Origin of the sequence: Marinobacter sp. GH_1, from assembly GCF_048595985.1 — a bacterium.
Lineage (GTDB): Bacteria > Pseudomonadota > Gammaproteobacteria > Pseudomonadales > Oleiphilaceae > Marinobacter > Marinobacter shengliensis.
In genome coordinates, this window is record NZ_CP184460.1 from 3,166,557 (window position 1) to 3,190,587 (window position 24,031).

A 24,031-nucleotide genomic window follows, 5' to 3' on the forward strand; every position below is an offset into this window, starting at 1 on the left:
TTGATCAACTGTGGATATCGAAGTTGCGCCGGCCGCAAGCACACCAAGATGACGCTTTAAATGTTATGTTATAACATATCATTAGCTATGAGAACCCGCAGGTTGTCAGGTACCAGCGTATCCCTGACCTGCCCTGCTTCTGTCAACATTGAACCCAGACCTCGCCATAGCGAGGGCATTTCACCTGGCCGGGATAAACCTTCCATACCCCATCTCCCGCCCTAATGCGGGAGCCAGCTGTTCGTCATCCACCGCCAGCTTGCCGTTGATCAGTACGGTTTTCACGATTCCGGGGTTGCGGTTAACCAGGCGTTGAAGGTCGAAATTTTCCATGTCACCCCAGTGCACCTGCTCGAGGTTCTGGTTAAATCCTGACGGGTCCAGCACCACCACGTCGGCCTTGTCTCCCTCCCGGATTTTCCCGGCGTCGATGCCAAACCAGTCGGCCTGGTCCCCGGTCAGGCGGTGAACGGCCTGCTCCATGGTCATGATCGGGTCGCCTTCCTCAATGGATTCATGCACCAATTTCAACATGCGTAGCGACAGGTTGTAGAACGCCATATTGCGGATATGAGCGCCGGCGTCGCTGAAGGTAATGAGCGAGCGGGGGTCTTTGACGATCCGCTTGAGTACCTGTTTCCGGTGGTTACCCACGGTGGTATACCAGCGAATTTTCTTGCCGAACTCCACGACCAGGTCCAGGAACAGGTCCACCACGTGGACGCCCCGGGCCTTGGCCACTTCCGCGAAGTTCTTTCCGATCAGGGATTGGTCCGGGCAGTCGATGATCATGGCGTCACCAAAGTCGCGCTGCCACACCCTCGGGCTCAGTTTTTCGCCATAGAACTTACGGAACTTACGCCGGTACGCCTCGTCTTTCAGGAGCTCGTTGCGCTCAACCGCATCTTTCAGGTCAAGGGCCATTTCGCCAGCACCGAACTCCTCAAAAAACACCACATCAATGCCGTCGGCATACACCGTGAACGGCGTGGGCAACACCTGCCAGCGGAAATCCCCCCGTAACGCATTGGTAAATACCGAGGTCAGGCGGGTCAGGTTGGTGAGGTAGGCACTGCCCTTAAGATCCATCTGGCTGATCAGTGTCGTCTTCAGGGGCCGGCGCAACCAACCCAGGCATTCGCGCACGTACTGCAGAATCTGTAGCGGCGTGGCGGCATTCGGCGCCCCCTGATGCACACGGTTATACTGGCGCACCAGCCTGTTCAGGCGCGCTACCTCTTTCCATTTAGCGTATGTGCTGGGCAGGCTCTTGGACCACTCCCGGTCGCCGTCCACCTTGTCCCATTTCAGGCACATGGTGGAGAGCCCCAGGAAGCCTTCATCCAGGGCCTCTTTCAGCAATCGTTCCATGGTTTGCATTTCGTCCTCGGTGGGCTGAATCGCCAGGTCGGTGGCCCGGCTCAGGCCCATAACACCCACCCGCAGGTCACTGTGCCCCAGAAAACTGATCACGTTTGGCCCCAACGGCACCTGTTTGACATGCTCCACCCATTGTTTGGGGGTAGACCAGGTTTTGTGTTCCTTCAGAATCGGCAACACGCGCTCCCGGGGCACGGTTTCCACCCGGGTGAAAATGTCGGAAGCGTCCTCATACTCACTGCATATCATGCTCAGGGAACAACTGCCCACCAGCACTGTGGTTACACCATGGCGCACGGATTCCGACAGGCTGGGGCTAACCAGCAGCTCAGCATCGTAATGGGTGTGAGTATCCAGAAACCCCGGCGTCACCCATTTGCCCGAGGCATCAATCACACGGTCAGCCTCAGCATGATCGATGGCCTCATCAGTGACCTTGGCAACTCGGCCATCCTTGATCGCCAGAGTGCGGATGGAAGCCGGGGCGCCGGTGCCATCGAAATAGCGGCCACCTTCAATAATGAAGTCGTAGTGAGCCATAGCGGTGTTCCCTTTCACTGGTCTTGTTATTGTCAGGGCATTGGCCAGAATCAAATGCGATGCAGTGTCTGGCCTGAGACTAATCAGGATAGCTCAAGAGCGGACGATTATCGCCGCAAAACAGGTCTCAGAGTATCAACGTTAATCCGCCGGTAAACAGCGCGAGCAGAATTGACAAACCTATCAGCGTCTTCCAGGGGAATGGCGGTGGTGTTGGCTCAACAGCCAACTGTTGCTCCAGGTACGTTCTGAGCAATCCAGTGTTGCGGGTATTGGCTTTGTAGATGGCATCAAAGGCGTCGCCAACCACGGGTAACAGGCCGCCCAAAAAATCGATAATCATATTGCGCCGCATGCGTCGCTTCACGGCTTTGCTTGCGCCAACCCGATGCGCTTCGATCAGGACATAACTCGACAACACCAAGCCTACGAAGTCTCCCACCACCGGCACCAGCCCAATAATGGCTTCGACGCCAAACTTGAAGCGGGTAAAGGGAATGCCAATGCTGCTGTCCATCAAACGGCTGAACTTATCCAGCCGCTTCAACGTAGCCCGCTGCTGGGCTTCAGTGGGTTGCTTCGCCATGCTCGCTCCAAACGCCGTTCTGCGGATAACGCCCCATTACTTCGCCATCAATCCAACATAGGCTGCGGTGAAGGCGGTTTCCTGGAAGGCTTTCAAACCGGTCGCTTCAAAATGAATGGGCAGCGGGTTGGCAGCCAGCGTAGATTTGATCAGAGCAGGAGGCAGCAATCTAACGTCCAGATCCGGGTCGGCAATCAGCTGTATCGTCGCCTCCAGTTTGAAGCTGATGGCTCCGCCAGCAAACTTGCCTTTGGGCATGCGTTCCTTGATCGCGACACGGGTTACCTCGTGCTCTGCCATCAGTTCCGCGAACGCCGCCTGGAACTGTTTCAGGTCTTCGCGGGTGTGGTTTTTAACCAGCGATAGCTTGCGCACCTTGCATTCCGGCAAGCTGATCAGCCCCCGATCCAGTTTCAGCAAACACAGCACTGCGTCGCTCGCGGTAAGTTCAACGCCACAAATAATCATAATGTTGCTCTCTTTGTTCGCCACACCTTCAGCCACAGCACTTTTTGAACTTCAAGCCACTACCGCAACTGCACGGGTCGTTACGAGACGGCGTTTTCGTGGTGACGACCGTCGCAACCTTGTTCAGAAGTACCGTCAGCTCGGCTATGGATTCAACCGCACCCTCGCGGCTGTCTACGGTAATGTTGGCATGCAGCCCGGCCTCGGCCACCTGGGCTTCGATCTCTTGCTTGCGTGCCTCACTGGTGACCACCAGCGTTAGCGGAAATTTCTTGCTGCCGCTTTTCTGACTGGCCTTGGTCTTAAACCCGCCGTAATCGGTGTGATGCTGGCGAGCATCCTGCCGGCCTTTATAAAAGAACTTGTCTGACATGCTGATATCCTGATGAAAGGGGAGGCCTAACAGCTCCAAGAATTGCTGCAGCCGCAGAGCCGAGTCGTTTTAGCATGCTTACGGCGTCGAATATATAGGCACAAGCAATGGCAACAGATCCCGACCACCCTGGAAGTGTCGACATTTAATACACTTCATCTTTTAGAAGATTTCATGGTGCCAGTAATCCTTTGAAACAAAAGAACTCCTCTTTGATGGCCCGGCTCTTGCTGAAAACCGCACTGGCCGAGGCCGCTAAACGGACCTTCCTAATGTAGTAAAGGAGTTGATCGACCATGAAAGTGACCAAATCAGTTATTGCTGCCGGCTTGTTAAGCATCGGAGCCGCTACAAGCGCCCACGCTGTCCAGATCACTGTATCTGAAGCCGGTATCTACGAGACGGGCATTGCCGGCGCTACTATCCTGGATTTTCAAACGGCCGCACCATGTGCAGGCTATGCCTCCTGCTCCGGCGATTTTGGCGTGGTGACAGGGTCTCAAAGTGGCCAATACGCGGCTCCGGCGGGCATTCCATCCCCAAATGATGATCCTAACCTATACCTCACTGTGCCAGACGCACAGAATGCAGGTTCCGCAATCTTCGGTCTGGGCACTACAGCTAACTATTTTGGACTTTACTGGGGGTCCATCGACAATTACAACACTCTCGAATTCTACAATGGCCAAGACTTATTGGCTTCAATTGGCGGCCAGTTCCTGCAATCGATTGATCCAAATATTCTGGTTCAGGGCAATCAGGTTAGCCTTAACGACAATCGCTATATCAACTTCTTTTTCGGTGATTCTCTGTTCGATACAGTAAAACTGATCAGCTCTCAAAACGCGTTTGAAAGCGATAACCACGCGTGGGCAAGGATTGCTCAAGTACCGGAACCTGGCACACTTGCCCTGTTGGGGCTTGGGCTTGCCGGTTTAGCTGTTTCTCGGCGCAGAAAAGGCTAACTTTGTCAGGGAAAAAAGCCTGGGTGTCGATGCTTTTTACACATCGACACCCAGGCTTTCTCACTGGAACTGTGCACGCCCCATCAGCTTAGAAGCCGCTCCTTCGCCTCATTGATACGTGCCGCCAGATAATTACTACCGCCACGGTCCGGATGCATTTTCTGCATCATCCGGCGATGGGCCTGAACAATCTCTTCTTCGCTGGCGCCGGGTTCCAGGCCAAGGATATCCAGCGCTTCGGCCTCGGTAAGCGGGCCGCCCGCCCGTGACTGCTGGCCGGATTCGCTGCCAGCGGTATCGCCCTGATCATCCGCGCGCCAGGAATCACCAAAACGGCGGTCCAGATAGGTTTCCAGCAAGCGGGCCGAGTCTTCGTCTTCCATACGACAGTACTGCAGAAGCTCCAGAAATTCGCTCTCGCTCAGATCCGACAACGCTCGCCCGGCCATTCGGCCTTTAAGAACCTTGCCGCTCATGGTTCCGGAATCGTGGTCCAGGCTCATTTCCAGGATATCGCTGGCGACCCGGGATTGATTACCCGTTTTCGCCTGGCCACCGCCCGGTAGGTTCCCAGTCAGTATTGACGGCAACACCCTGCGCAACAGCGGGTAAAGAAACGCCAATAACGCGAACAGAAAATGCAGCCGGCCGGTAACAGCCATAACCAACACCAACCCGATCCCAACAATCAACGTCAGCTTGATAATCGCCGGTTTGCGTTGACTGGCCGGCTGGCTGCGCAGCCAGACCCACGCAACAACCGTTAACACAATAACCAACAGCGTTAGTGGCACTCAGATACTCCGGGTTCTCTCAGTCTACTCAGCAAATGCTAGCGGATTTGCTGAGTAAGACGTTTCACTTCCGCAGAGCTGCGGCTGGAAAAATCCTCCAGGGCTTTTGCTCCCCCGGAAGCATAGACCGCGACAGCCGCCATAAGATCCTTCAGTACCTGCGGGCTGTTTCGGTCAAAGGGTACGTAAGCGCCGCCAGACAACTTGCTCACCTGCTGGAACACCGCCTTGGCGTGGGGATCATGCCCCTCGTGGAACATGAACACCGGCGTTCGCAACAGGCCCAGTTCGCCCGCGGAGTGGCAAAGCTCATCCACCGGCTCCTCGCAACAATCGCCGATAAACACCACGGCTTTTACCGCTTTTGCCCGGGTTTCCTTCACCGCATGGGCCAACACCCGGCTAATCTGGGTGCGGCCACCCAGGCAAGACACGCCGTTCATCAGGTTCAGCAGCTGGCCGGTCTCATTCACAAACCCGGTCGCCTTGAACTCACCAAAGCCACGGTAATAACACAGCTGAATGGCCAGGCCTCCCAAATCTTTGGTAGCCATGAACAGCTCGCTCTGAAGATGGCAGGCCTGGTCCCAGGTTGCTTCCCGGCTGGCGGTGGCATCCAGGGCGAAGATCAGGCGCCCCTCACCACCCCCCTTCGCGGGCAGCGTGCGAACCTGGTGGATAAACTGGTCGATGGCCTGTTTATCGGATTTGGTACGTAGCTCTTTATCAGCCATAAGCCTCCGCCACCTCCCATGTAAGACTAGAACGAGCTCGACATCACCTCTTGCAGATCACGCTTGAGTTCTTCCGCCGGGGTTATCCATAATTCCCCCTCACCACCGGGGAAGACACCCACTTCCAAGCCGTCCCGGGTTAAACCTGGCACCCACTTCTTGAAGAAGTCAGGCAAAGAGACCGCCTTCGGTGAGAGGTCGCCGGAATCCTTGGCGTAATCCGCCGCGAACTCAGCACCCGGCCAAACTGGCAAATACCCAACACCGTCCTCTTCCGAGACAATTTTCAAAAACTGATTGTCGGTATTGATCAGAATCCAGATTTCGCGCTCGTCGGCGACGGCATCCAGAAAGTAGTCATACCGTTCCTCGCCATCCATCTCAAGAATCTGGGCCAAGGGGTTATCGCTCATGAAGACTCCATTATAGGGAACCAATACCGGTTTCACCGCCCGAAGCGGCCATGTATAAACTGAAGCCTATCAGGAAAGAAACCAACTTGCCTGAACAAGCGCTATGGTTAGATGACACCCCGAACAATGGCAGGCCCCATGGTGTTCCGCGACTCCAGTGCCCAAAGCAGACATCGGCCCACAGCAACACAAGCAGCTGCAACGGCCATACTGTTAATCTCACTTGCGCAACCTGGCCCGGTTAACGCTGCAGGCACTTTCTACCTGCAGTATCGTCATTGGCAACCGTATAGCTGGCCCGGCAAAGAGCCCACCGCCAAAGACGTCAGCCGCTCCCAGCGGGAGCTGGGCTGGCGCTATCAAGGCGCAACCTCCACCGTTGGCCTGGACTACGATTACCAGCCGCTTCGCATACGCACGGGCACTCCGGCCCACAACGGCCACCTGCACCGGCTGACATTCGGGGGCGAGTGGCAACACAACCTTTATCACCTGGAGACTCAAGTGGGCGTCGCAGGCACCTCCAATATGTTCAAACATCAGGACTTCCACCGCCAGGTACTCAATGGCCGCCTCGCTGTATTCAGGGCCTGGCACGAGGGCTCAGCCGTGAGCGTGGGTGTTGGCGGTGATCATCGCTTCGGTTCGTTCCGCTGGCTGCCGCGGTTGAGATGGGCGCAGTCCACGGATAACGGCCACTGGTTGATGGATTTGCCCGTTTTGCTGCAATGGCAAAACGCCGATCATCGCTGGACCATCCGGATGGAGCGCGCGGGCGACCGTTGGGCCACACTCGACAAGTCCCGCGAGGTTGAAAGCGCGCTGTATCTTCGGGAATGGCGGGCGGAACTGAGCTACCGGCTCGGCTTTGGCAATGATTCGTGGCCTGCGGTTGTGCTGGGGCTAGGCGCCAGTATCGACACCCGCGTTCGATACCAGGATCTGAACGCGGGCACCCGGGATATTCGCCTCGGCGATCGTATCTTCGGCCGGGTGATGCTCAGCTGGTAGGAATTAAAGCTTTGCCAGGGCATCAACCACCGGCGTGTCGCCTGAAACCACATCGAACACCCGGTTGTCCGTGTTATCCGAGTCCAGCACGGCCAGCAGCACCCGAGCCACGTCCTGCCGGGGAATCTCCGCGAAAGAGGCCAGCCGTTCACTCACCGCCACCTTGCCGGTACCGTCATCATTGGTCAGCCGCCCCGGCCGCACAATGGTGTAATTCAAGCCGCTGTTCTTCAGGTGTTCATCGGCATTTCGCTTGGCCCGAAGATAGTGCTGAAGTTTTTCGGGGCCCTTCTCCGGCTCCTCGGCGCGCATACTGCTCACCATGATGAACCGCTTTATACCCATGGCCCTGGCAGTGTCTACCAGGCGGATAGCACCGTCCTGATCCACATCAATGGTTTTATCCGGGCCAGTATGAGGGCCAGAACCCGCGGTAAAGATGACGGCATCACAGCCGCGCATGGCCTCACTGCAGTCGTGCTCCAGATCCCCCAATACGGTTTCGGTGGCGCCCAGCTTCTGCAGTTCCGGCCCCTGATCGGGATGACGGACCAACGCTCGGGCCTCATGATTGCTGTTTGCCATCTCCTGCAACAGATGTTGCCCGATCTGCCCGTTGGCGCCTGCTATAAACACGTGCATGTAGACCTCCTGCTTCGCTGTTCAGCGTATGTATCTTTTATAGTTGAGTGCCCGCTGAACGCAATTCAAGCCACAAAAGCGGTTTATTCAGAAGCATCATTAAAAATGAATTACATCAAAGGTGAACCAAAAGGCCGCTGACACACTATTCTACTACCCGAACACTCTTTTTAACGGGAACGGAGCTTCCGCATGATTACAGTCCACCACCTCAACAACTCCCGCTCACAACGGGTTCTCTGGATGCTCGAAGAACTGGGCGTGCCCTACGAAATTCAACGTTACGAGCGCGACGCTGAAACCATGCTGGCCCCCGCCAGCCTGAAGAAGGTGCACCCGCTGGGAAAATCGCCGGTGATTACCGACGGTGATCTGGTGGTGGCAGAATCCGGCGCCATCATTGAATACCTGGCCCACACCTACGGCAAAGACACCATGCTGCCCGAAAACGGCGGCCAGCAATGGTTGGACTACACCTACTGGATGCATTACGCCGAGGGTTCACTGATGCCGCCGCTGGTCATGCGCCTGGTGTTTGAAAAAGTGAAAACCAGTCCGATGCCATTTTTCATCCGGCCGGTGGCGAAAGGCATCGCCGACAAGACAAACCAGATATTCATCGGCCCTATGATCAAAACCCATCTGGACTTTGTGGAAGCGCACCTGGCGAAGAACACCTGGTTCCTGGGGGACGAACTGAGCGCAGCCGATATCCAGATGAGCTTCCCGCTGGAAGCCTCAGTGGCACGCGGTATTGTGGGTGCAAGCCGCCCCCACATCTCTGCCTGGGTGGCGCGAGTACATGCCCGGCCGGCTTACCAGCGGGCCCTTGAGAAAGGCGGCGAGTACGACTTCGCCTGAGGATAGCAGCGAGGGCCCGTGGCCCTCGCCTTCAAAACAAAAGGGGGCGGTGCTCAGCCCGCCAGTGCGGCCCGCACCTTCTTGCTCAACTGCCCCATATCCACCCGGCCCGTCACTTTCGGGCGCAGCTCGTTCATCACATTCCCCATATCCTGCATACCTTGGGCACCGGTTGAGCTGATCGCCTCAGCAATCAAGCCGTCCAGTTCTTCCTCGGATAACGCCGCCGGCATGAACTCCTCAATAATCGCCATTTCCGCCCGTTCCTTGTCCGCCAGCTCACCCCGGCCGGCGTCATCGTATTGGCTGGCGGCATCCCGGCGCTGTTTTAGCATCTTGTCCAACACCTTCAGCACATCGTCGTCACTCAGCTCGCGGCGCTCATCAATTTCAATCTGCTTGATGGCAGACTGGGCCATACGCAGAGTAACCAGCCGGTCCTTGTCTTTGCTGCGCATTGCGTCTTTCACCGCATTGCCGAGCTGTTCCTTGAGAGATGCTTGTGCCATGGTTGGGCTCCTGTTTGAAGGAAAAAGAGTGTGGGCATAATATCAAAGAACCAGCCCTGGGCCCTCAAAACCAACTCGACAACCACCGCCATGGAGTTTCAATGCCCTATCAGTTCGAAGACCTCAAAAACGCCTTCCCCAACGAGTGGCGGGATTACATCGAACACAGTTTTGTGCAGCAGCTGGGTAACGGCTCGCTGGCCCCGGATGCTTTCCAGCATTACCTGAAACAGGACTACCTGTTCCTGATCCAGTTTGCCCGGGCCTATGCCCTGGCGGCTTACAAAAGCCCAACCCTGGCTGACCTGTTGCAAGCCAAAGACGGGCTGATGGCCATTCTGGATACCGAGCTGGGGTTACACATCAGCTATTGCAAAAAGTGGGGAATCTCAGAGCAGGAACTTAACAACCTGCCCGAAGCCCGCGCCACCCTCGCCTACACCCGCTACGTGCTGGATACAGGCAATCGCGGCGACCTGCTGGACCTGCACGTGGCCCTATCGCCCTGCATGGTCGGCTACGGCGAGATCGCCAACTGGCTGAACCAGCGCGCAGAAACCCTGCGGGGCGAGGGCAACCCCTACGATGCCTGGATCGCCATGTACGAAAGTGACGAATTCCAAGGCGCCATGCAGGCGGAAATCCGCTGGCTGGATGAACGGCTGGCGGACGTAACCCCGAGCCGATTTGAACAGCTATCCCACATCTTCCGGGATGCCACCCGGCTGGAAATCGACTTCTGGGATATGGGCCTGCATCTGCGCGACTAGGTTTGCGCCCACTACTCCACCGTGATGGTGATTTTCTCAGACATCACCGGCGGCTCATGGGGAATATGCAGGTGATCACCCACCAAAAGCTGGAGCGTGTATTCGCCCGGCTCTAACTCCAGAGTGGTCTGGGTTTGGCCTCCCCCAAAATGAATATGCCGTTCATCCGCAGGGATCGGTTTGTCCATCGGGGGCAGGTCATCCACATTAACCAGCAGATGGTGGTGCCCGGTTTTCTCGCGCTCCACGCCCGCGGGCGCAACGCCCAGGCCCTCCAGGCCAAACCTTACCGTCACCGGAGAGCTCACTGTTTGCCCGTCGAGCGGTGTCACAAAATACACCGCCGCCCCCTCAGGCGCAGGCGTTGCTCCATGGGCACCGGCGACCATCGAAGCGGCAAGGATCAAACCAAACGTGACACGCTGTGTCCTGATCATGGTGTTCATAACCTATTCCTTCAGTGAGTGAACCACTCCCTAATAGTAGGTTAACTTTCCCGGTTATGAAAAACTCAACCACCCTCACCTTTAATCCAGCTGTATACCCGCATGGGCGGAATGTTCAGCAGTTCCAGCGTACAGCTGGTATGAGCCCCCATGACCGGATCGGTAAACCGGGCGACATCTCTCCGGAATTGGTAGGCGATAAACCGCCCGCCCTCTACCAGGTTGTCATTCACCGCCTGTACGACACGATGAGCCACAGCTGCCGGCATCTTTGAGAAGGGAATCCCAGAGATGATCACATCTGGCTGTTGCATATCGTAAACAGCCAGAATCTCGGTGAGATCCTCGGCGCTGCCCAGGTGGTTGCAAAAGCGGGGGTCAACAATGTCGCCAAGCAACTCATGGAAGAAAGGGCTCAGCTCGATTGAGAGAAGCCGTGCGTCTTGCCCCAGGTGACGAAGAAACGCGCGCGTGGTGCCGCCCGTACCGGGGCCCAGCTCTACGACCTGTCGGGCGACAGATAGACCAGACGCCTCAACGATTCGCTGCTCCAGAAATCTTGAACTGGGGATAACAGAGCCCACCTGGCCCGGTTCCCGCAGGAATCCGCGAAAGAAGGCCGCCGGATTCGTCCTCCGGCTCGAATCGGCCTTCGGCTCGCCACTTCCTCCATCCATTTCGCTCGCCCCACTAACGACCTCAACTGTTCATCGAGTATAGCAGTGCGACCCTTAACCCGACTTACCCAGCCGTAAGCAAAGGCTGCAGTGCGCTATCCACGTGGCGTGCCCAATCGTTTGGCGACATTTCCTGGTAACCGTCCTTGTCGGCAAATGCACTGGAAATGACCACATCTGGCTGCAACTCACGCAACATCCGTAAGCTGGCCACCAGAGTGTCACAGTCACTCCAACCCTTTATGAAGCCATTGCTCCATTGCTCTTTTCGGTTTCGATAAACCGTGTCGCCCGTGAAAAGGTAGGTCTTACCAGTCGCCGATCTCACCTGAAAACAAGTACTGCCAGGTGTGTGGCCAGGGGTTGGAATCACCTCGATGTTGCCAGCCAGAGTCTGTCTTCCAGTGAACAGAACATCCGGCTCCAGGATCTCCGCGAAGGATTCCCGCTCAAGTGCATGCCCGCCCAGCTTGGCTCCGTAGCGTTCACGCACCCGCAAGAGCGACTTACCCAATTCATCCTGATGACTCAACAATTGCCAATCAACGCCACCTAGGGTGGCCATGGCATCAATTTCATACTCGTGACCGGTGTTATAGAAGAGCACATTGCCCTCTTCTCTCGTCAGCAGATAGGCGTGGGTGGTAAGTCCGGGGAATGGATTCTCGACGTCAGTTTGCCAAAGGTCTGGAAAAATCTGTTTCATGACATCCTCCTGAATAGTCACTGATTGAACAGTTAGTCACTGCACCGCCAGCCTAATACCTAAAGTTAAGTTGAGGTCAACGAACAGAATCATGGAAAATGGCTATCGGGAGAATAGCCAGACCAAGCCCCTCGGAGGCAATCATGAAGACAGAAAATAACCAGGAGCTGCGAGCCACGCTCAGTGTTGGGGAAGTTGCCAGACGCAGCGGCGTGGCAGTATCGGCCGTCCACTTTTATGAACAAAAGGGGCTGATCAAGAGCTGGCGCAACGCGGGCAACCAGCGGCGCTTCCAGAGAGATGTGTTACGGCGAATCGCCGTGATCAAGGTGGCGCAGCGGCTTGGGATTCCATTGGCCGAGATCGGCGATGCCCTGGCCGCACTGCCAACGGATCGCACTGTTACCGCTGACGACTGGAAACACCTTTCAGAGCTCTGGCGGGCAGACCTGGACCGCCGCATAGACATGCTCACCGGACTGAGGGACCAACTCAGCGACTGCATTGGCTGCGGCTGCCTGTCTATCGACGCCTGCCGGCTAAGGAACCCCTGGGATGAATTGGGCGAGCGAGGCCCCGGGGCTCGGCTCTTGGAGCCGGATGCCGAGTAACCGGGTTACCCCGAGATCATCAATTGCTTTTCAGGTTGATCTGCTTTGTGCCGGTGGAAGTCAGTTGCCCACTTTTACCTTTGCCCACCTGCTCAACACGACCGCCGGACTTTAAAAAGGCTGCAGTCTGCGCTTCAATTTCGGCAGATGTTAAGGTAGCTTTAACAGCTTTCTTACTCATATTGTTTTCCATATCAGGTCTTGGCTTAAGTGCCAGAATCAGCGCTCCCAGTCTATCTGAAACAAAAATATAATGCTGAACTGATTCCAACCGGCGAGCCTAACCCATGACCATCAACCGTGAACGCCTTGCTGCCCTTGCCGCAGAACCCCATTGCCATGGGGGAAGGTATCGAAACCTGGAGCCGGTGCCCCGCCACGGCCTGGGGGATTTCCTGCGCTGGCAATTGGCGCCAGGCCGCCGCTTCCCGCAGGGTAAACGCTTCACGCTGCTACGCCCGGATGGCCATTTGCTGGCAAAGCCACCCCAAAAGCCACAACTGGTCTGGCTGGGGCACTCGTCTTTCCTGTTCCAGCATCGGGGCCTGAACGTGCTGACCGACCCGGTATTGTCAGACCGTGCCAGCCCTTTCCAGTTGATCGGGCCAAAGCGGCACACACCGCCGGCCCTGACCGTAGCAGACATGCCACCAATCCACCTGGTATTGATTTCACACAATCACTACGACCATCTGGACGAAGCAACCGTGCGCCAGTTGCACCGGCGCTTCGGGACACACCTGCGCTTTTGTATTCCCATGGGCTTGCGCCCCTGGTTTGAAAAACGCGGCATCCATAACCTGGTAGAACTGGGCTGGTGGCGGTCTGACCGTATAGCCGACGATCAGGAGGTGTTCTGCCTGCCAGCCCAGCACTTCAGCGGCCGCACCGCAACGGACACCAACACCACGCTCTGGTGTAGCTGGCTTCTGGAAATCGACGATTTCCGTCTCTATTTCGCCGGGGACACCGGCTACGGCGGAATATTCAGGCATATCGGCGAGCTGTTCTCACCCATTGATCTGGCGCTGCTACCGATCGGCGCTTACGACCCGCGCTGGTTCATGGCCCCGGTGCACGTGGCACCGGAAGAGGCGGTCAGGATTCATCAGGACATTGGCGCCCGCCAATCCGTCGCCATGCATTGGGGCACCTTCGTACTCACTGATGAGCCCATGGATGAGCCACCACGGCGACTGCGGCTGGCGCTGGAGAGACAAGGGTTGAGCGAATCGGAGTTTCGGGTAATGCAACATGGAGAAGTCTGGTCGCCAACGTAGCCTCCCTAAGAACCGTCGTCAGCTCTCTGCTGTTTCTGCTCTGCGTCAAGCAACGCTCGCTTTCTCTCCAAGCCCCAACGATACCCACCAAGCCCGCCATCACCCCGCAACACCCTGTGACAGGGAATCAGTACGCCTATCCGGTTTTTGCCGCAGGCAGAGGCCACGGCCCGCACCGCTTTGGGCTTGTCGATCTTCGCGGCCAATTCGCTATAGCTAAGTACATCGCCTTCCTGGATGCTCAACAGGAATTGCCACACCTTCATCTGAAAAGCCGTCCCTCGCATATCCAGCGGCAGATCCGGCCTCGGGGCGCCTTGGCTGATGTGTTGATCCAAAGCCTCCACCCAGGCATCAAGCTCCGGGGCATTCCGGGCCGGTGACGCCCTCACTTCGGCCTTGGGGAATTCTGCTTTCAAACCACTCACCAACGAGGACTCACTGTCACCAAACTGGACAAAACAGACGCCCCTCGCCGTTGCAGCCATCGTCATCAAGCCCAGAGAGGTGGGTCGGCAAGCGTAAACGATGACCTCACCCTCACCCCCAGCCCGATAGGCCCTGGGCGGCATTCCAATATTTCGATGCGCTTCCCCATAAACCCGGCTGACGGACCCAAACCCAGAGGCAAAGATCGCATCCGTGACCTTATCGCCATCTTTCAGGGATTGCTTGAACCGGCGCATCCGCACCGCGTCCTGATAGGCTTTGGGAGAAACGCCAAACGCTTCCTTGAATTGCCTTTGTAACCGCGAGGGAGAAAGCCCAACAATAGCCGCCAAGCCTGCCAGCGTCAGAGGCTCGTCTGCGTGCGTTTCAATATAATGTGCGATTCTTACCAGTCGGGTCATTCGTGAATCCCCCTCCTGGCGGTCGTCCCCGGATTCCAGGACAGCCCGCATCTCCTGCTCCACTGGCAACGGCATGTCATTCCCCTATATTCGCCAAGCACGGGGTTATTACAACGGACATTGCCAGGCGTTTCCATCCGATTCTTGCCCTGTTACTCCTTGCCAAGCCAGCCGACGTTTACTGGCCAGTCCTCTCGCATCGGGAAACAACAAAAATCAGGCTCTTGGGATCGGCATTTCCTGCAGTTGGTGCCAGCATCCGGGAAACGCCTAAACCCGCCTCACTGAATAACCGGCTCCAGTCGTCCAGTGTCCGAACATAAAGAGGAGACGGTTCACCGAAATCGCCGGGCAAGTCGGCCCAGGTGCCTTCCCGCCAACCGCTCTTGGCCACCTCGTTTCCGCTGAACATCATCGGGTGCAGTGTCTGGATAATCAACACGCCGCCTGGGGTCAGCATTTGAGGGACAGACATAACGCATCGGCGCACAGTTTCGTCGCCAAACAGTGAAAAGTTACAGACGACCAAGTCAAATATTCCAAGCCCCAACTTAGCGAGATCAGACTGATCTCCAACCACATAATGCCCCTTGCGATGCTCTTGGGCGTATTCGATCAGCTCGCGGGATGCATCCACGCCGACGGCACGAAAACCGGACCCGGTCAGTAAATCCACTAACCAGCCCTCTCCGCATCCCACATCCAGGACCCGAGAGTTCGGCTGAACATGGTCATTGATTGCGGCAAGCAAAGCGTCACGCGACGCCACGCCCGGCGCACGGATTCCGTGATCCCGAACGGCATCAATCCAGGCCCTCCCGTTCTCATCCCATGCCTGGACAATCAACTTTTCATAGAGATCTGGGGTCTTTTTGAGGGACATCAGGGGCTCCGCAGCGCTTCAAATGCCCCATTGTAACCTGCAGCAACGGCCAGCGGTGCTGCAGTGACGAATGGCAAACAAGCCTCTCTAGCCCTGCCAGATGCCAAGCATCGCTCCTAGTCCCAAAACCAGGCTACCACCCACTTCCCCGAGTATCAGCAGCATCATGAACACCCCAGTCATCCAGGGCGGTAGAAGTCGCTTTCCCAAGCGATGAGGGCGGCGCAGTTGGTTGTCGGTATCCTGAAGCAGGCCATGGAGGATATAGGTGCCGATGGCAAAGGCGAAAAACGCTAAGGCCGAGACAGCCGCCACAACGTTAACCCAGTCCGCAAAAACACTGCGGGCGCTGAACGCAGCCAACAGCAGTGCCGCAAAGCTGTAGAGTAGTGAACTGCGGTGAGCGATGTCGACATAGGTCGGCGACGAAGCGTCCTCGCTTCGGGCCATGTGCCGGTATTTCCAGATGCCAGTGAGAAGCCCCGTCATGAAGAACAGGAACGCCGCTGAAAGACAGATCTTTTCGGCCAGAGACATACATTTACTCCTTGGTTATAGTTGTGAGGCTGAAGTATGCCGGACAAGCTCCGGTACAACTTGTACGTTTGGGCTATTCGATGACACAGGAAAAACGCATCTGGCTGGCGCGTGACCGGGCTCTGTTCCTGGGTGAGCTCCCTCCGGCAAGAATGCACGCACATGCCGCGCCGGTGCTCTTGATTGGCCTGAGTGGCCCCATCACGCTGCATTTCCCGGATGGTCGCCGTGAGACCTGCCACAGCGCCCTGGTGAATGCCGATGTGAAGCACGGGCTGGATAGCGGAGGTGAGTACATAGCCTCCCTCTACCTGGAACCGGATGCGCTGGAGACCCGACTCCTGAAAGCAGGGTGGCTGAGTGATCGCCCGCTGGTGTTCGACCCAATCCCCTCTCCCGCGCGGCCGAGAAGTCTGGAGCGAAGGCTGCAATCCTTTGACATGTCCCAACTCCTCCCCGCGTCGGCGCTTGGGCACCGAGCCGAGCTGGACAACCGCATTGCCCGAAGCCTTGACTACTTGCGGGAAGCGGGAGACCAACCCTTCAACCGCGCCAATCTGGCCAACCAGGTGCACTTATCGGAATCGCGATTCAACCATCTTTTCCGGGAGGAAGTGGGCATCAGTTTCCGGCGTTACCGAAGCTGGTCGCGCCTGCGTTCCGTGTTCTACCACGTAGCGAAGAACCAGTCGCTCACCGAGGCAGCCCTTAGCGCGGGCCTGCACGATTCTGCACACCTCAGCCGGATGTTTCAGGATATGATTGGCATCGCGCCGTCACGGGTGCTTCGGGGCCTGCAAGGGTTGCAGGTTCTGCGTTAACGCCTGAAGAGGAATCTCATTCTTGGAAAAATGGCAGAGTTAACGGCCATCGTAGGGTTGGCATGCGTCTCAGCGAGCTTAGGGGACATCAGGCCCATCTTCCAGCGTTTGCTAGTTGTACCCTGCGGCGAAGTCTCTCAGGAAGATGAGCCCCGCGCCTTCCTCCCTCAAGTCATTCAGATTGATCGGCCACAGCGCGTCCATTGCTCCATCAGCTCCCAAGTCCAGAGATGCGTCGATGATGTTACTGTTCATCGAACCAAAATCGATATACAACAGGCTCTCCCCATCTGAAATGACGGATCGCGAGGATTCCCCGTCGCCCGGCCAGAGTTCAAAGCTTCCATGCTCCGCCAGTGAAAGCAGCCCGCCCCACTGCAGCTTTTTTAGCCCATCATTTTGATAGACCAGAGCCGCATCGAACCCAATGACCGGCACTTCCGAGCCATCCTCTCGGACCAAATTTGAGATTTCACTTTGAAAGGCCGAGCCTTCATTGACTGAAAGCACAAACACCCCCGAGGACATTCGCGGCGTTATCGTGTTGGCGTCAGATACTGCAAAGTGTTCCAGCTCCACGACATAGGCCGTTGACTCAGAGTTCCAGTACACCCCCAGCGTCCCCTGGTAAATCTGATCCTCTGATTTCATACAGCTGTCAAAATCGAACCTGGAACCAAAAAGCTCATTACCCTGAGGATCATCAACCGGCGATTTAACACCGTAAGCAAAGTCGGCCTCCCCTTCTAAACAAATAACATGAAGAATCTGACTCCATGGATAGAGGCCTTCATAGGCGCGGACATACTGATGTAATGAAAGCGCCTCGATGACAGACTTCGTTGCCTGTCTGCTGATTTCCTGCGCGTTATCCAAAGACAGAGTTCCGAGAGACGGCACCTGGGAGCCTTCGTCAGAACCACCGGCCTGTATCGGATCATCAGCGGGAGTAGTGCCTCCGCACCCCAAAACTCCGAGGAACAATCCAGCCGTCACAACCCGGAGCACAGACTGATATCGATTCAACAAGGCACCTACTCCATAGTGAATTTACTTATCCATTTGTTTGACGTAATTCTAAATCAGGCAACCAAATAAACCTTTGTGCAGAGTCTCAGAATATTGCAAAAGAAGCGGCTAGAACTGCGTTAGCTTGGAGAAGTAAATTAGTCCCGGCTGCTCCTCCCACTCCACTCCTTTAGGGCATCACACCTCATTCGCTTTCCGATACTGCCCCCGATAATCAAATATCCGCTCCTGCACTCGCCAATAATGTTTCTGCTTACGGGCAATCACAAAATCCGGCGCCGGCAACAGAGCTTGCAACTCTAGTACCTCCTCCGCCTTACCGAAGGTTTTCGGAGCCTGGCCGTTAGCAAATCTGCGGCCGAACAGTTTGTTAAACACGTGGCGCTGTGCCGGCTTGCTGAAATCAAACGACTCGCCAAGCTCCTCCCCATCCTCACCGTGGTAGGTCATCTTCAGCTTGCTTCCGCCAAGGCCCAGGGTGATCCCGGCGCAACGAATCACCATGGCATCTTTGAGTTTCAGGGCATCCCTTAGCTGATCGTCCGGGTCGATAATCGCTTTATGACAGTGCCCGCAATTTCTGGCCGCAATGTCATTCTCGCCACCACAGTGGGGGCACTCCTTGAAGCGAAAACGGTAGTCGCATTGCAAGGCACGCGCGCTCTCCCCCTCCACGGGCTCCAGCAGCCCCTGGCAACGGCGCCCGTAATGCTCAATCACCTGGCCGTCACTGTCGGTTTTACCCCAGAAAATATTGGCAAACCCACAGCCCGGGCAGAACACCTGCACCGGTTCACTGTCTGGATTTGGTTTCGGCTCCCCAACCTCCGGGTGATGCAGGTTCATATGGTTGCCGGCGTAATCAATCACCAGGCAGTCCTTTTTGCCGTCATCCAGGCGAAGACCTCGGCCCACCATCTGCTGATACAGGCTCACCGACTGGGTGGGCCGAAGTATGGCGATCAGGTCCACATGGGGCGCATCGAAGCCCGTGGTGAGCACAGACACATTCACCAGGTACTTTAGCTGCCGCTGCTTGAAGCGCTGAATCAGCAGGTCCCGATCCTTCTGGTCGGTGGCGCCGGTCACCAGGGCGGTCTGGTTCTCCGGGAAGTAGCCGGTGATCTCCCGCGCATGCTCCACCGTTGCCGCGAATACCATCACCCCCTGACGTTCAGCGGCCAGCTCCACCACCTGATCAATAATGGCGCGGGTCACCCGCTTGTGTTTGCTCAGCAGCTGGTTGACGTCTTTCTCGGCGTATTCACCAAAGCGGTTCTGAGCCAGCGACGAGAAATCGTATTGCGCCACCGCGGCGTTCACCAACTCCGGCCGGGTGAGATAGCCACGATTGATCATATAGCTCAACGGCAGTTCGTAGATGCAGTGCTGGAAGGGCTTGTCCTCTTCACTACGAACAAAGCCCCGGTAGTGATAGCGATAGATCCAGCCCATGGCCAGGCGATAGGGCGTCGCAGTCAGCCCGAGCACTTTGAGGGAGTCGTTCTGCTGTTTTAACAGGTCAATGATTTGTTGATATTGACTGGTTTCCTCACCGCTGACCCGGTGGCACTCGTCGATGATCACCAACGAGTATTCATCCCGGAACTGATCCAGGTTCGCCGCTACCGACTGCACACTGGCAAAGGTGACCTGATGCTGGCTCTCTTTGCGTTTTAACCCAGCGGAGAAGATGCCACCGGCTAACCCATACCCCTCGTATTTGGAATGGTTCTGCTCCACCAGCTCTTTCACGTGTGTGAGTACGAGAATCTTACGGCGAGCAAGGCGGGCCAGTTCGGCAATCACCAGGCTTTTGCCGGCGCCGGTAGGCAGCACGATCACGGCAGATTCGTCCGATTTGCGAAAATGATTCAGCGTGGCGTCGACAGCTTCCTGCTGGTAGGGGCGAAGGTGTATGAGCAAAAGACTTAAACCTCTTTACTGCATTTATTCAGTATCGATTCAAAAATACCCCAATAACCTCCCAAGAGTCAGCGCACCAATCCATACAAACAAAGACAACGCCGCCCCCACTCGCACAGGAAAAGGCATTTTCGCCATCAGAGGCAGGTTCTCCACATCCCGGCGCTTCAATACCTTACCCAGTACCAAAGCATTCGACACACCCAACAGCACCAGCGCGATCTTGGCCTGGAACAGCCACGAACCCGCGTAGTCCACGGCTGCCGTGGCGAATAGCAGCAGCCCGCAAACAATCGCCAGCACCAGCCCCATCGCCGATGTTATTCGAAGTACATCTACGAACATTGTCACGGGGTACCTGCGCCAAAGCCCCAGCAAACGCAGATCCAGCGGCACAATACCGCCAACCAGCATTGCAACCCCGAGAATATGCCCAGCGTTTACCAACGGGTACATGAACGTGGAATTACGCAAGGCCGAGACCAAAGCCAACTCCTGGATGAGGCTCAACGCCGGTTCAATCATCCCCGGGCTCAGGAAGCACGGCCAGGGTAAAGATTGAAGTCCTGACCGTCGATCACAACGCGCTCGGCCTTCACTAACCGTTCACCCTCCCGGGCCGAACGGTGACCATGCACGGTAATCTCCCGCCCCTCGCTCAACATTTCCCTGGTCAGTCCAACCCGCTCATTACGCCAGGGCTGACCCACTTCCACCACCCAATCCTCACCATCCGCGCGTATCGTCACCTCGCCATGGGGATTCCCGAGGCGCACCGATTGGATAACACCAGTGATTTCGAATTCCTCATCTGTGGCCCAGGCCCAACCGTGATGTGCCTGAGCTGTCGAGGTGGCCAGAAATACAGCAAACACTGCAGTACTCAGCAAAAAGATGAAACGAAGCTGAGGCATGATTAGTCCTCCTGTCGCGATAGTGTCAAAGCAATCACTCAGGTTTTACATCAACCTATTGAGCAAATACGAGGATGCCCTGTCACCAGACTAGGACAGATTCCCCAGCAAAGCAGCACGGAAGACTTCGGTTCCCCGGATTGGCCCCAAAACATAAGTAACCAAAGGTTATTTACATGCCGAAAGCGCCGGCGTATATTAAATAACCACAGTTCACTTAAATGGAGAAGAGCATGTCATACGTGATTATCACCGGCGCCAGCGCCGGAATTGGTGAGTGTTTCGCCCGAGCACTGGCATCCGAAAAACAAAACCTGATTCTGGTAGCCCGTCGGGAAGAGCGCCTTAACACGCTGGCTGCCGAGTTGAAGCAACAGCACGGAATAGACGCCATTGTTCTGAAAGCCGATCTGGCAAACCAGGCAGGCACCGATGCACTGGCCCAGCAACTGAACGATGGCGGCTGGGCCCTCACTGGCCTGATCAACAACGCTGGGTTTGGCGATCGTGGTGCCTTTGCCGACATCGAGCTTGAACGGCAACTGGCTATGATCCAGGTGAACGTTACCTCCCTCGTCTCCCTCACCTGGCAGTTGTTGCCGGCGCTGCGCAAGCAGCCAGGCAGCTTTGTAATTAACGTAGCGTCTCTGGCGGCGTTCCAAGCCGGCCCCAATATGGCCATCTACTACGCCACCAAGGCCTTCGTACTCTCCTTCTCCGAGGCACTGCATGAGGAGCTAAAGGGCTCAGGCGTTGCCGTCAGTACGCTGTGCCCGGGTGCCACAGAGTCGGAATTTGCCCAGGAAGCCCACATGACCAACACCAAACTGTTTAAAGCCGGCACCATGTCCGCTGAAGCGGTGGTCAAGAAGTCCCTTGCCCAGCGCCGAAAAGCCATCGTGATTCCCGGGCTGCGTAACCTGCTGATGGTATGGTCTGGTAAACTCTCGCCCCGGGCCGTAACACGGCGCCTGGCCGGCTGGCTACAAGCCTGAACGCGGCCAACAATCGAGTGATTTGAGGTGGTTTTGAAGTACAGACTATGCGGTGGTAAACAGCGCGCCCGTTCCGAGTCGGATAAGGCGCTGCGGGAACAACAGATACTCAATGCGGCGGAAGACCTGTTTCTGGAGCATCGGTTCCATGGCGTCACGCTGGCAGACGTGGCCCGGGAAACCGGGGTCACCAAAGCCGCCCTGTACCGTTATTTCCGCAGCAAGGAGCTACTGTTCATTGCGGTGTACCGCCGAGCCATGTCGGACTGGGTGTCAGAAGTGGAAGCCTCCGGCCCGGCAGGTTTCCCGGAGCGGTTTGTTGATCACATTCTGGCTCATCCCGTATTCTGCGGCCTGACCGCAATCCTGCACATTGCCCTGGAAACCGGCCTGAGCGAAGACGAAGCCCGGGAGTTCAAACTCTTCCTTCTGGCTCAAACCCGCCGCATCAGCACGATTATCGGGGCAGCTACCGGCCAGGAAGAAGCCGCCTGCCTGCGGTACCTGATGCAATGCCAGCAGGCGCTGATCGGCAGTTGGCACATGTGCCACCCACCGGAGCCGGCCCGCAAGGCCATGCAGAAAGAACCGCTGACCGTGTTCCAACTGGAGTTTTCAGACACCCTACGGCAACATCTGGGCGTTTTGACCGAGGCATTTATTTCGTAACAAATCGAAGGTTCGATTGTCAGGTTTATCGTACACCTAACTACCAGGGAGGACCTGACATGAACAAACGCATCACACTGATTGCTACCTTCTGGCTCCTGGCCAGCATGGCCTGGGCTGCTGAACCGCCCGTTTACACCGGCCTGTTGAGCAATACTGGCGCCGGAGGGTACGACACCGTTAGCTATTTCACTCAGGGCAAACCGGTCAAAGGCTCGCCCCGTTACACTACAGAGTACCAGGGTGCGACCTGGCGTTTTGCCAATGCGGAGAATCTTGCGCAGTTCAACGCCAACCCTGAAAAATTCGCACCGGCATACGGCGGCTATTGCGCCTGGGCTATCAGCCAGGGCTACCTCGCCAAAGGCGACCCACAGCACTGGAGCATAAGGGACGGACGGTTGTTTCTGAACTACAACCAATCGGTACAGACGTCTTGGCTGGCGAACACCGACCAACTCATTCGCGAGGCCGATGCGAACTGGCCAGCCGTTCTGAAATAGGAAAAACGCATTGATGACCTCTCACCTGCCCTTTTCCCAAGCCTGCGAAAACAACAAAGGCCCCATACTGGAAAGACTGCGCGAGGTCTTCAATGCACCGGGCACCGTGCTGGAAATAGGCACCGGCACCGGCCAGCACGCCGTGCATTTCGCAGCAGCCCTGCCCCACATAAAGTGGCAGCCAACGGACCACCCTGCGGCCGCGCACCTGGCGATTGGCCGGCTCGAACAGGCTGCGCTGCCAAATATTCTCCCCATCCGAGAGTTGGACGTAAGCAACACTCCGTGGCCCACACTGGATTTCCAATGGGCGTTCTCTGCCAACACCGCCCACATCATGGCCTGGACAGAAGTGGAACAAATGTTCCAGGGCATCGGCGCAAGCCTGCCTGATGACGGCGCGTTTTGCCTGTATGGGCCGTTCAGGCACCAGGGTGAGTTCACCAGTGAAAGCAATCGGGCGTTTGACCGGTCACTCAGATCTCAGGCGCAACATATGGGCATCCGCGATATCGAGGATCTGTCTGCGCTGGCCAAGGCGGTGGGGTTGTTACTGTGGGAAGATTATGCAATGCCGGCAAACAACGAGATGCTGGTGTTTGTTCCAGTGCATGCGACCGGTATACAACCGACAGACTGAGGATCAGGGGCTGTATCCGCGAATAGGAAACCGGCGGTGTCTCGCGCCTAGTGGCTTGCCTTACTCACGACTTTCGGTGTTGCCGATTTACCGCGCTTACCAGCAAGAATACGGTCTGCATCCAGCGAAGCGATTGGCACCCGGGTATCCCTCGGCACGTCACCACTCAGTTGCAGCTCAAGGTAGCGCAGCGCGCAGACACGGAGAAAGGATGTGAAATTGCCCAGATCATGGCCTGCATCAATGGACTCGTGATAAAGCCGGGTGATCATCTGCGGCAGATTCATGCCATCGCGCTCAGCCAGCTCCGACAGCACCTGCCAAAAGGCGTTTTCCATCCGCACACTGGTGACCATGCCGTCAATTCGCAGGGAGTGGGTGCGACTAACCCAAAGCTCCGAATCGGCGTTAATAAAGAGCTTGCACATAAAGGCCTCCCCGAATGTGGTTGATGGCGCTTGAGGGTACTGAGGGGCCAGCGCCCTGGCCCCTGCTGC

At 56.6% G+C, this 24,031-nt stretch carries 32 protein-coding genes; 11 read left to right on the forward strand and 21 right to left on the reverse strand.

What is annotated here, in order from left to right; all coding sequences use genetic code 11:
• Positions 1-180 precede the first annotated feature (180 nt).
• From ACNSOI_RS14405 to ACNSOI_RS14420, 4 genes are all read right to left on the reverse strand, one after another.
• Positions 181-1,920, reverse strand: a complete 1,740-nt coding sequence (locus ACNSOI_RS14405; RefSeq protein WP_420194345.1) for an N-acyl-D-amino-acid deacylase family protein — start codon at positions 1,918-1,920, stop codon at positions 181-183.
• A 127-nt stretch (positions 1,921-2,047) separates the two neighbouring features.
• Entirely contained in the window at positions 2,048-2,506 is a 459-nt protein-coding gene (locus ACNSOI_RS14410) for a DUF4112 domain-containing protein (RefSeq protein WP_106694878.1), read from the reverse strand.
• 36 nt (positions 2,507-2,542) lie between these two features.
• Entirely contained in the window at positions 2,543-2,974 is a 432-nt protein-coding gene (locus ACNSOI_RS14415) for a DUF3010 family protein (RefSeq protein WP_058092217.1), read from the reverse strand.
• 28 nt (positions 2,975-3,002) lie between these two features.
• Positions 3,003-3,347, reverse strand: coding sequence for a PBPRA1643 family SWIM/SEC-C metal-binding motif protein (locus tag ACNSOI_RS14420; RefSeq protein ID WP_286251337.1), 345 nt, complete (start codon positions 3,345-3,347; stop codon positions 3,003-3,005).
• A 296-nt stretch (positions 3,348-3,643) separates the two neighbouring features.
• On the opposite strand from ACNSOI_RS14420, the gene ACNSOI_RS14425 reads away from it, so the two are divergent.
• On the forward strand, positions 3,644-4,312 hold the full coding sequence (locus tag ACNSOI_RS14425; RefSeq protein ID WP_286251339.1) for a PEP-CTERM sorting domain-containing protein: 669 nt from the start codon (positions 3,644-3,646) through the stop codon (positions 4,310-4,312).
• 83 nt (positions 4,313-4,395) lie between these two features.
• Here the strand turns inward: ACNSOI_RS14425 and ACNSOI_RS14430 are convergent, their stop codons facing one another.
• The 3 genes from ACNSOI_RS14430 to ACNSOI_RS14440 are packed head-to-tail and all read right to left on the reverse strand — an operon-like array spanning position 4,396 to position 6,253.
• On the reverse strand, positions 4,396-5,106 hold the full coding sequence (locus ACNSOI_RS14430) for a DnaJ domain-containing protein (RefSeq protein ID WP_420194346.1): 711 nt from the start codon (positions 5,104-5,106) through the stop codon (positions 4,396-4,398).
• A 38-nt stretch (positions 5,107-5,144) separates the two neighbouring features.
• Positions 5,145-5,840, reverse strand: coding sequence for a VWA domain-containing protein (locus ACNSOI_RS14435; protein ID WP_138437063.1), 696 nt, complete (start codon positions 5,838-5,840; stop codon positions 5,145-5,147).
• A 26-nt stretch (positions 5,841-5,866) separates the two neighbouring features.
• Positions 5,867-6,253, reverse strand: a complete 387-nt coding sequence (locus ACNSOI_RS14440) for a DUF2750 domain-containing protein (RefSeq protein ID WP_138437062.1) — start codon at positions 6,251-6,253, stop codon at positions 5,867-5,869.
• Between the two features lie 111 nt (positions 6,254-6,364).
• Here ACNSOI_RS14440 and ACNSOI_RS14445 point away from each other — a divergent pair, with 111 nt between their 5' ends.
• Positions 6,365-7,264, forward strand: coding sequence for a hypothetical protein (locus tag ACNSOI_RS14445; protein ID WP_286251344.1), 900 nt, complete (start codon positions 6,365-6,367; stop codon positions 7,262-7,264).
• A gap of 3 nt (positions 7,265-7,267) precedes the next feature.
• On the opposite strand, the gene ACNSOI_RS14450 is transcribed toward ACNSOI_RS14445, so the two are convergent.
• Positions 7,268-7,906 carry an SDR family oxidoreductase gene (locus ACNSOI_RS14450; RefSeq protein ID WP_106694872.1) on the reverse strand — a complete coding sequence of 213 codons (639 nt, stop codon included), beginning with the start codon at positions 7,904-7,906 and terminating at the stop codon, positions 7,268-7,270.
• A 192-nt stretch (positions 7,907-8,098) separates the two neighbouring features.
• Here ACNSOI_RS14450 and ACNSOI_RS14455 point away from each other — a divergent pair, with 192 nt between their 5' ends.
• Entirely contained in the window at positions 8,099-8,767 is a 669-nt protein-coding gene (locus ACNSOI_RS14455) for a glutathione S-transferase (protein WP_152438822.1), read from the forward strand.
• A 53-nt stretch (positions 8,768-8,820) separates the two neighbouring features.
• Here ACNSOI_RS14455 and ACNSOI_RS14460 read toward each other — a convergent pair whose 3' ends face one another.
• A complete protein-coding gene (locus ACNSOI_RS14460) occupies positions 8,821-9,276 on the reverse strand; it encodes a GatB/YqeY domain-containing protein (protein ID WP_152438823.1) in 456 nt (151 codons plus the stop codon).
• A gap of 101 nt (positions 9,277-9,377) precedes the next feature.
• Between ACNSOI_RS14460 and tenA the strand changes: the two genes are divergently transcribed.
• Positions 9,378-10,046 (forward strand): thiaminase II, encoded by a 669-nt coding sequence (gene tenA / locus ACNSOI_RS14465; RefSeq protein ID WP_152438824.1) that lies wholly within the window; start codon positions 9,378-9,380, stop codon positions 10,044-10,046.
• A gap of 11 nt (positions 10,047-10,057) precedes the next feature.
• Here the strand turns inward: tenA and ACNSOI_RS14470 are convergent, their stop codons facing one another.
• From ACNSOI_RS14470 to ACNSOI_RS14480, 3 genes are all read right to left on the reverse strand, one after another.
• Positions 10,058-10,492 carry a DUF4399 domain-containing protein gene (locus ACNSOI_RS14470; protein ID WP_152438825.1) on the reverse strand — a complete coding sequence of 145 codons (435 nt, stop codon included), beginning with the start codon at positions 10,490-10,492 and terminating at the stop codon, positions 10,058-10,060.
• A 65-nt stretch (positions 10,493-10,557) separates the two neighbouring features.
• On the reverse strand, positions 10,558-11,169 hold the full coding sequence (locus ACNSOI_RS14475; RefSeq protein ID WP_106694867.1) for a class I SAM-dependent methyltransferase: 612 nt from the start codon (positions 11,167-11,169) through the stop codon (positions 10,558-10,560).
• Between the two features lie 64 nt (positions 11,170-11,233).
• Complete coding sequence (locus tag ACNSOI_RS14480; RefSeq protein ID WP_106694866.1) at positions 11,234-11,875, reverse strand: MBL fold metallo-hydrolase; 642 nt, start codon at positions 11,873-11,875, stop codon at positions 11,234-11,236.
• 143 nt (positions 11,876-12,018) lie between these two features.
• On the opposite strand from ACNSOI_RS14480, the gene soxR reads away from it, so the two are divergent.
• The gene (gene soxR / locus ACNSOI_RS14485; protein WP_152438826.1) at positions 12,019-12,486 is read left to right on the forward strand and encodes a redox-sensitive transcriptional activator SoxR; all 468 of its coding nucleotides are present in this window, start codon (positions 12,019-12,021) and stop codon (positions 12,484-12,486) included.
• Between the two features lie 19 nt (positions 12,487-12,505).
• Here the strand turns inward: soxR and ACNSOI_RS14490 are convergent, their stop codons facing one another.
• Entirely contained in the window at positions 12,506-12,757 is a 252-nt protein-coding gene (locus ACNSOI_RS14490) for a hypothetical protein (protein WP_420194347.1), read from the reverse strand.
• A 16-nt stretch (positions 12,758-12,773) separates the two neighbouring features.
• Here ACNSOI_RS14490 and ACNSOI_RS14495 point away from each other — a divergent pair, with 16 nt between their 5' ends.
• Entirely contained in the window at positions 12,774-13,766 is a 993-nt protein-coding gene (locus ACNSOI_RS14495) for an MBL fold metallo-hydrolase (RefSeq protein WP_152438827.1), read from the forward strand.
• Positions 13,767-13,771: 5 nt separating this feature from the next.
• On the opposite strand, the gene ACNSOI_RS14500 is transcribed toward ACNSOI_RS14495, so the two are convergent.
• The 3 genes from ACNSOI_RS14500 to ACNSOI_RS14510 form a co-directional block, all read right to left on the reverse strand.
• Positions 13,772-14,692, reverse strand: a complete 921-nt coding sequence (locus ACNSOI_RS14500) for a bifunctional transcriptional activator/DNA repair enzyme AdaA (protein WP_152438828.1) — start codon at positions 14,690-14,692, stop codon at positions 13,772-13,774.
• Positions 14,693-14,795: 103 nt separating this feature from the next.
• Positions 14,796-15,500 carry a class I SAM-dependent methyltransferase gene (locus ACNSOI_RS14505; RefSeq protein ID WP_061333683.1) on the reverse strand — a complete coding sequence of 235 codons (705 nt, stop codon included), beginning with the start codon at positions 15,498-15,500 and terminating at the stop codon, positions 14,796-14,798.
• A gap of 87 nt (positions 15,501-15,587) precedes the next feature.
• A complete protein-coding gene (locus ACNSOI_RS14510) occupies positions 15,588-16,037 on the reverse strand; it encodes a hypothetical protein (RefSeq protein ID WP_152438829.1) in 450 nt (149 codons plus the stop codon).
• A gap of 80 nt (positions 16,038-16,117) precedes the next feature.
• Here ACNSOI_RS14510 and ACNSOI_RS14515 point away from each other — a divergent pair, with 80 nt between their 5' ends.
• Positions 16,118-16,858, forward strand: coding sequence for a helix-turn-helix domain-containing protein (locus tag ACNSOI_RS14515; protein WP_420194348.1), 741 nt, complete (start codon positions 16,118-16,120; stop codon positions 16,856-16,858).
• Positions 16,859-16,969: 111 nt separating this feature from the next.
• Here ACNSOI_RS14515 and ACNSOI_RS14520 read toward each other — a convergent pair whose 3' ends face one another.
• The 4 genes from ACNSOI_RS14520 to ACNSOI_RS14535 form a co-directional block, all read right to left on the reverse strand.
• The gene (locus ACNSOI_RS14520; RefSeq protein ID WP_420194349.1) at positions 16,970-17,734 is read right to left on the reverse strand and encodes a hypothetical protein; all 765 of its coding nucleotides are present in this window, start codon (positions 17,732-17,734) and stop codon (positions 16,970-16,972) included.
• A gap of 330 nt (positions 17,735-18,064) precedes the next feature.
• The gene (locus tag ACNSOI_RS14525; RefSeq protein ID WP_420194350.1) at positions 18,065-19,813 is read right to left on the reverse strand and encodes a DEAD/DEAH box helicase family protein; all 1,749 of its coding nucleotides are present in this window, start codon (positions 19,811-19,813) and stop codon (positions 18,065-18,067) included.
• A gap of 39 nt (positions 19,814-19,852) precedes the next feature.
• Complete coding sequence (locus ACNSOI_RS14530) at positions 19,853-20,338, reverse strand: hypothetical protein (RefSeq protein WP_420194351.1); 486 nt, start codon at positions 20,336-20,338, stop codon at positions 19,853-19,855.
• 8 nt (positions 20,339-20,346) lie between these two features.
• Entirely contained in the window at positions 20,347-20,727 is a 381-nt protein-coding gene (locus ACNSOI_RS14535; protein ID WP_061333674.1) for a DUF6152 family protein, read from the reverse strand.
• A 233-nt stretch (positions 20,728-20,960) separates the two neighbouring features.
• On the opposite strand from ACNSOI_RS14535, the gene ACNSOI_RS14540 reads away from it, so the two are divergent.
• Genes ACNSOI_RS14540 through ACNSOI_RS14555 form a run of 4 tightly spaced genes read left to right on the forward strand, consistent with a single transcriptional unit; the run spans position 20,961 to position 23,534 of the window.
• Positions 20,961-21,722 (forward strand): SDR family NAD(P)-dependent oxidoreductase, encoded by a 762-nt coding sequence (locus tag ACNSOI_RS14540; RefSeq protein ID WP_420194352.1) that lies wholly within the window; start codon positions 20,961-20,963, stop codon positions 21,720-21,722.
• Between the two features lie 27 nt (positions 21,723-21,749).
• Positions 21,750-22,391, forward strand: coding sequence for a TetR family transcriptional regulator (locus tag ACNSOI_RS14545; protein WP_138437043.1), 642 nt, complete (start codon positions 21,750-21,752; stop codon positions 22,389-22,391).
• Between the two features lie 59 nt (positions 22,392-22,450).
• Positions 22,451-22,894, forward strand: coding sequence for a YHS domain-containing (seleno)protein (locus ACNSOI_RS14550; protein ID WP_420194353.1), 444 nt, complete (start codon positions 22,451-22,453; stop codon positions 22,892-22,894).
• 13 nt (positions 22,895-22,907) lie between these two features.
• Positions 22,908-23,534, forward strand: a complete 627-nt coding sequence (locus tag ACNSOI_RS14555; RefSeq protein ID WP_420194354.1) for a DUF938 domain-containing protein — start codon at positions 22,908-22,910, stop codon at positions 23,532-23,534.
• Positions 23,535-23,581: 47 nt separating this feature from the next.
• Here ACNSOI_RS14555 and ACNSOI_RS14560 read toward each other — a convergent pair whose 3' ends face one another.
• Complete coding sequence (locus ACNSOI_RS14560) at positions 23,582-23,962, reverse strand: ribbon-helix-helix domain-containing protein (RefSeq protein ID WP_058092303.1); 381 nt, start codon at positions 23,960-23,962, stop codon at positions 23,582-23,584.
• Between the last annotated feature and the right edge of the window lie 69 nt (positions 23,963-24,031).

Bases quoted from the DNA above. Each gene is read 5' to 3' on its own strand.
- ACNSOI_RS14405 (WP_420194345.1), bottom strand. From the start codon at position 1,920: ATGGCTCACTACGACTTCATTATTGAAGGTGGCCGCTATTTCGATGGC.
- ACNSOI_RS14410 (WP_106694878.1), bottom strand. From the start codon at position 2,506: ATGGCGAAGCAACCCACTGAAGCCCAGCAGCGGGCTACGTTGAAGCGG.
- ACNSOI_RS14415 (WP_058092217.1), bottom strand. From the start codon at position 2,974: ATGATTATTTGTGGCGTTGAACTTACCGCGAGCGACGCAGTGCTGTGT.
- ACNSOI_RS14420 (WP_286251337.1), bottom strand. From the start codon at position 3,347: ATGTCAGACAAGTTCTTTTATAAAGGCCGGCAGGATGCTCGCCAGCAT.
- ACNSOI_RS14425 (WP_286251339.1), top strand. From the start codon at position 3,644: ATGAAAGTGACCAAATCAGTTATTGCTGCCGGCTTGTTAAGCATCGGA.
- ACNSOI_RS14435 (WP_138437063.1), bottom strand. From the start codon at position 5,840: ATGGCTGATAAAGAGCTACGTACCAAATCCGATAAACAGGCCATCGAC.
- ACNSOI_RS14440 (WP_138437062.1), bottom strand. From the start codon at position 6,253: ATGAGCGATAACCCCTTGGCCCAGATTCTTGAGATGGATGGCGAGGAA.
- ACNSOI_RS14445 (WP_286251344.1), top strand. From the start codon at position 6,365: ATGACACCCCGAACAATGGCAGGCCCCATGGTGTTCCGCGACTCCAGT.
- ACNSOI_RS14450 (WP_106694872.1), bottom strand. From the start codon at position 7,906: ATGCACGTGTTTATAGCAGGCGCCAACGGGCAGATCGGGCAACATCTG.
- ACNSOI_RS14455 (WP_152438822.1), top strand. From the start codon at position 8,099: ATGATTACAGTCCACCACCTCAACAACTCCCGCTCACAACGGGTTCTC.
- ACNSOI_RS14460 (WP_152438823.1), bottom strand. From the start codon at position 9,276: ATGGCACAAGCATCTCTCAAGGAACAGCTCGGCAATGCGGTGAAAGAC.
- tenA (WP_152438824.1), top strand. From the start codon at position 9,378: ATGCCCTATCAGTTCGAAGACCTCAAAAACGCCTTCCCCAACGAGTGG.
- ACNSOI_RS14470 (WP_152438825.1), bottom strand. From the start codon at position 10,492: ATGAACACCATGATCAGGACACAGCGTGTCACGTTTGGTTTGATCCTT.
- ACNSOI_RS14475 (WP_106694867.1), bottom strand. From the start codon at position 11,169: ATGGATGGAGGAAGTGGCGAGCCGAAGGCCGATTCGAGCCGGAGGACG.
- ACNSOI_RS14480 (WP_106694866.1), bottom strand. From the start codon at position 11,875: ATGAAACAGATTTTTCCAGACCTTTGGCAAACTGACGTCGAGAATCCA.
- soxR (WP_152438826.1), top strand. From the start codon at position 12,019: ATGAAGACAGAAAATAACCAGGAGCTGCGAGCCACGCTCAGTGTTGGG.
- ACNSOI_RS14495 (WP_152438827.1), top strand. From the start codon at position 12,774: ATGACCATCAACCGTGAACGCCTTGCTGCCCTTGCCGCAGAACCCCAT.
- ACNSOI_RS14500 (WP_152438828.1), bottom strand. From the start codon at position 14,692: ATGCCGTTGCCAGTGGAGCAGGAGATGCGGGCTGTCCTGGAATCCGGG.
- ACNSOI_RS14505 (WP_061333683.1), bottom strand. From the start codon at position 15,500: ATGTCCCTCAAAAAGACCCCAGATCTCTATGAAAAGTTGATTGTCCAG.
- ACNSOI_RS14510 (WP_152438829.1), bottom strand. From the start codon at position 16,037: ATGTCTCTGGCCGAAAAGATCTGTCTTTCAGCGGCGTTCCTGTTCTTC.
- ACNSOI_RS14515 (WP_420194348.1), top strand. From the start codon at position 16,118: ATGACACAGGAAAAACGCATCTGGCTGGCGCGTGACCGGGCTCTGTTC.
- ACNSOI_RS14530 (WP_420194351.1), bottom strand. From the start codon at position 20,338: ATGATTGAACCGGCGTTGAGCCTCATCCAGGAGTTGGCTTTGGTCTCG.
- ACNSOI_RS14535 (WP_061333674.1), bottom strand. From the start codon at position 20,727: ATGCCTCAGCTTCGTTTCATCTTTTTGCTGAGTACTGCAGTGTTTGCT.
- ACNSOI_RS14540 (WP_420194352.1), top strand. From the start codon at position 20,961: ATGTCATACGTGATTATCACCGGCGCCAGCGCCGGAATTGGTGAGTGT.
- ACNSOI_RS14550 (WP_420194353.1), top strand. From the start codon at position 22,451: ATGAACAAACGCATCACACTGATTGCTACCTTCTGGCTCCTGGCCAGC.
- ACNSOI_RS14555 (WP_420194354.1), top strand. From the start codon at position 22,908: ATGACCTCTCACCTGCCCTTTTCCCAAGCCTGCGAAAACAACAAAGGC.
- ACNSOI_RS14560 (WP_058092303.1), bottom strand. From the start codon at position 23,962: ATGTGCAAGCTCTTTATTAACGCCGATTCGGAGCTTTGGGTTAGTCGC.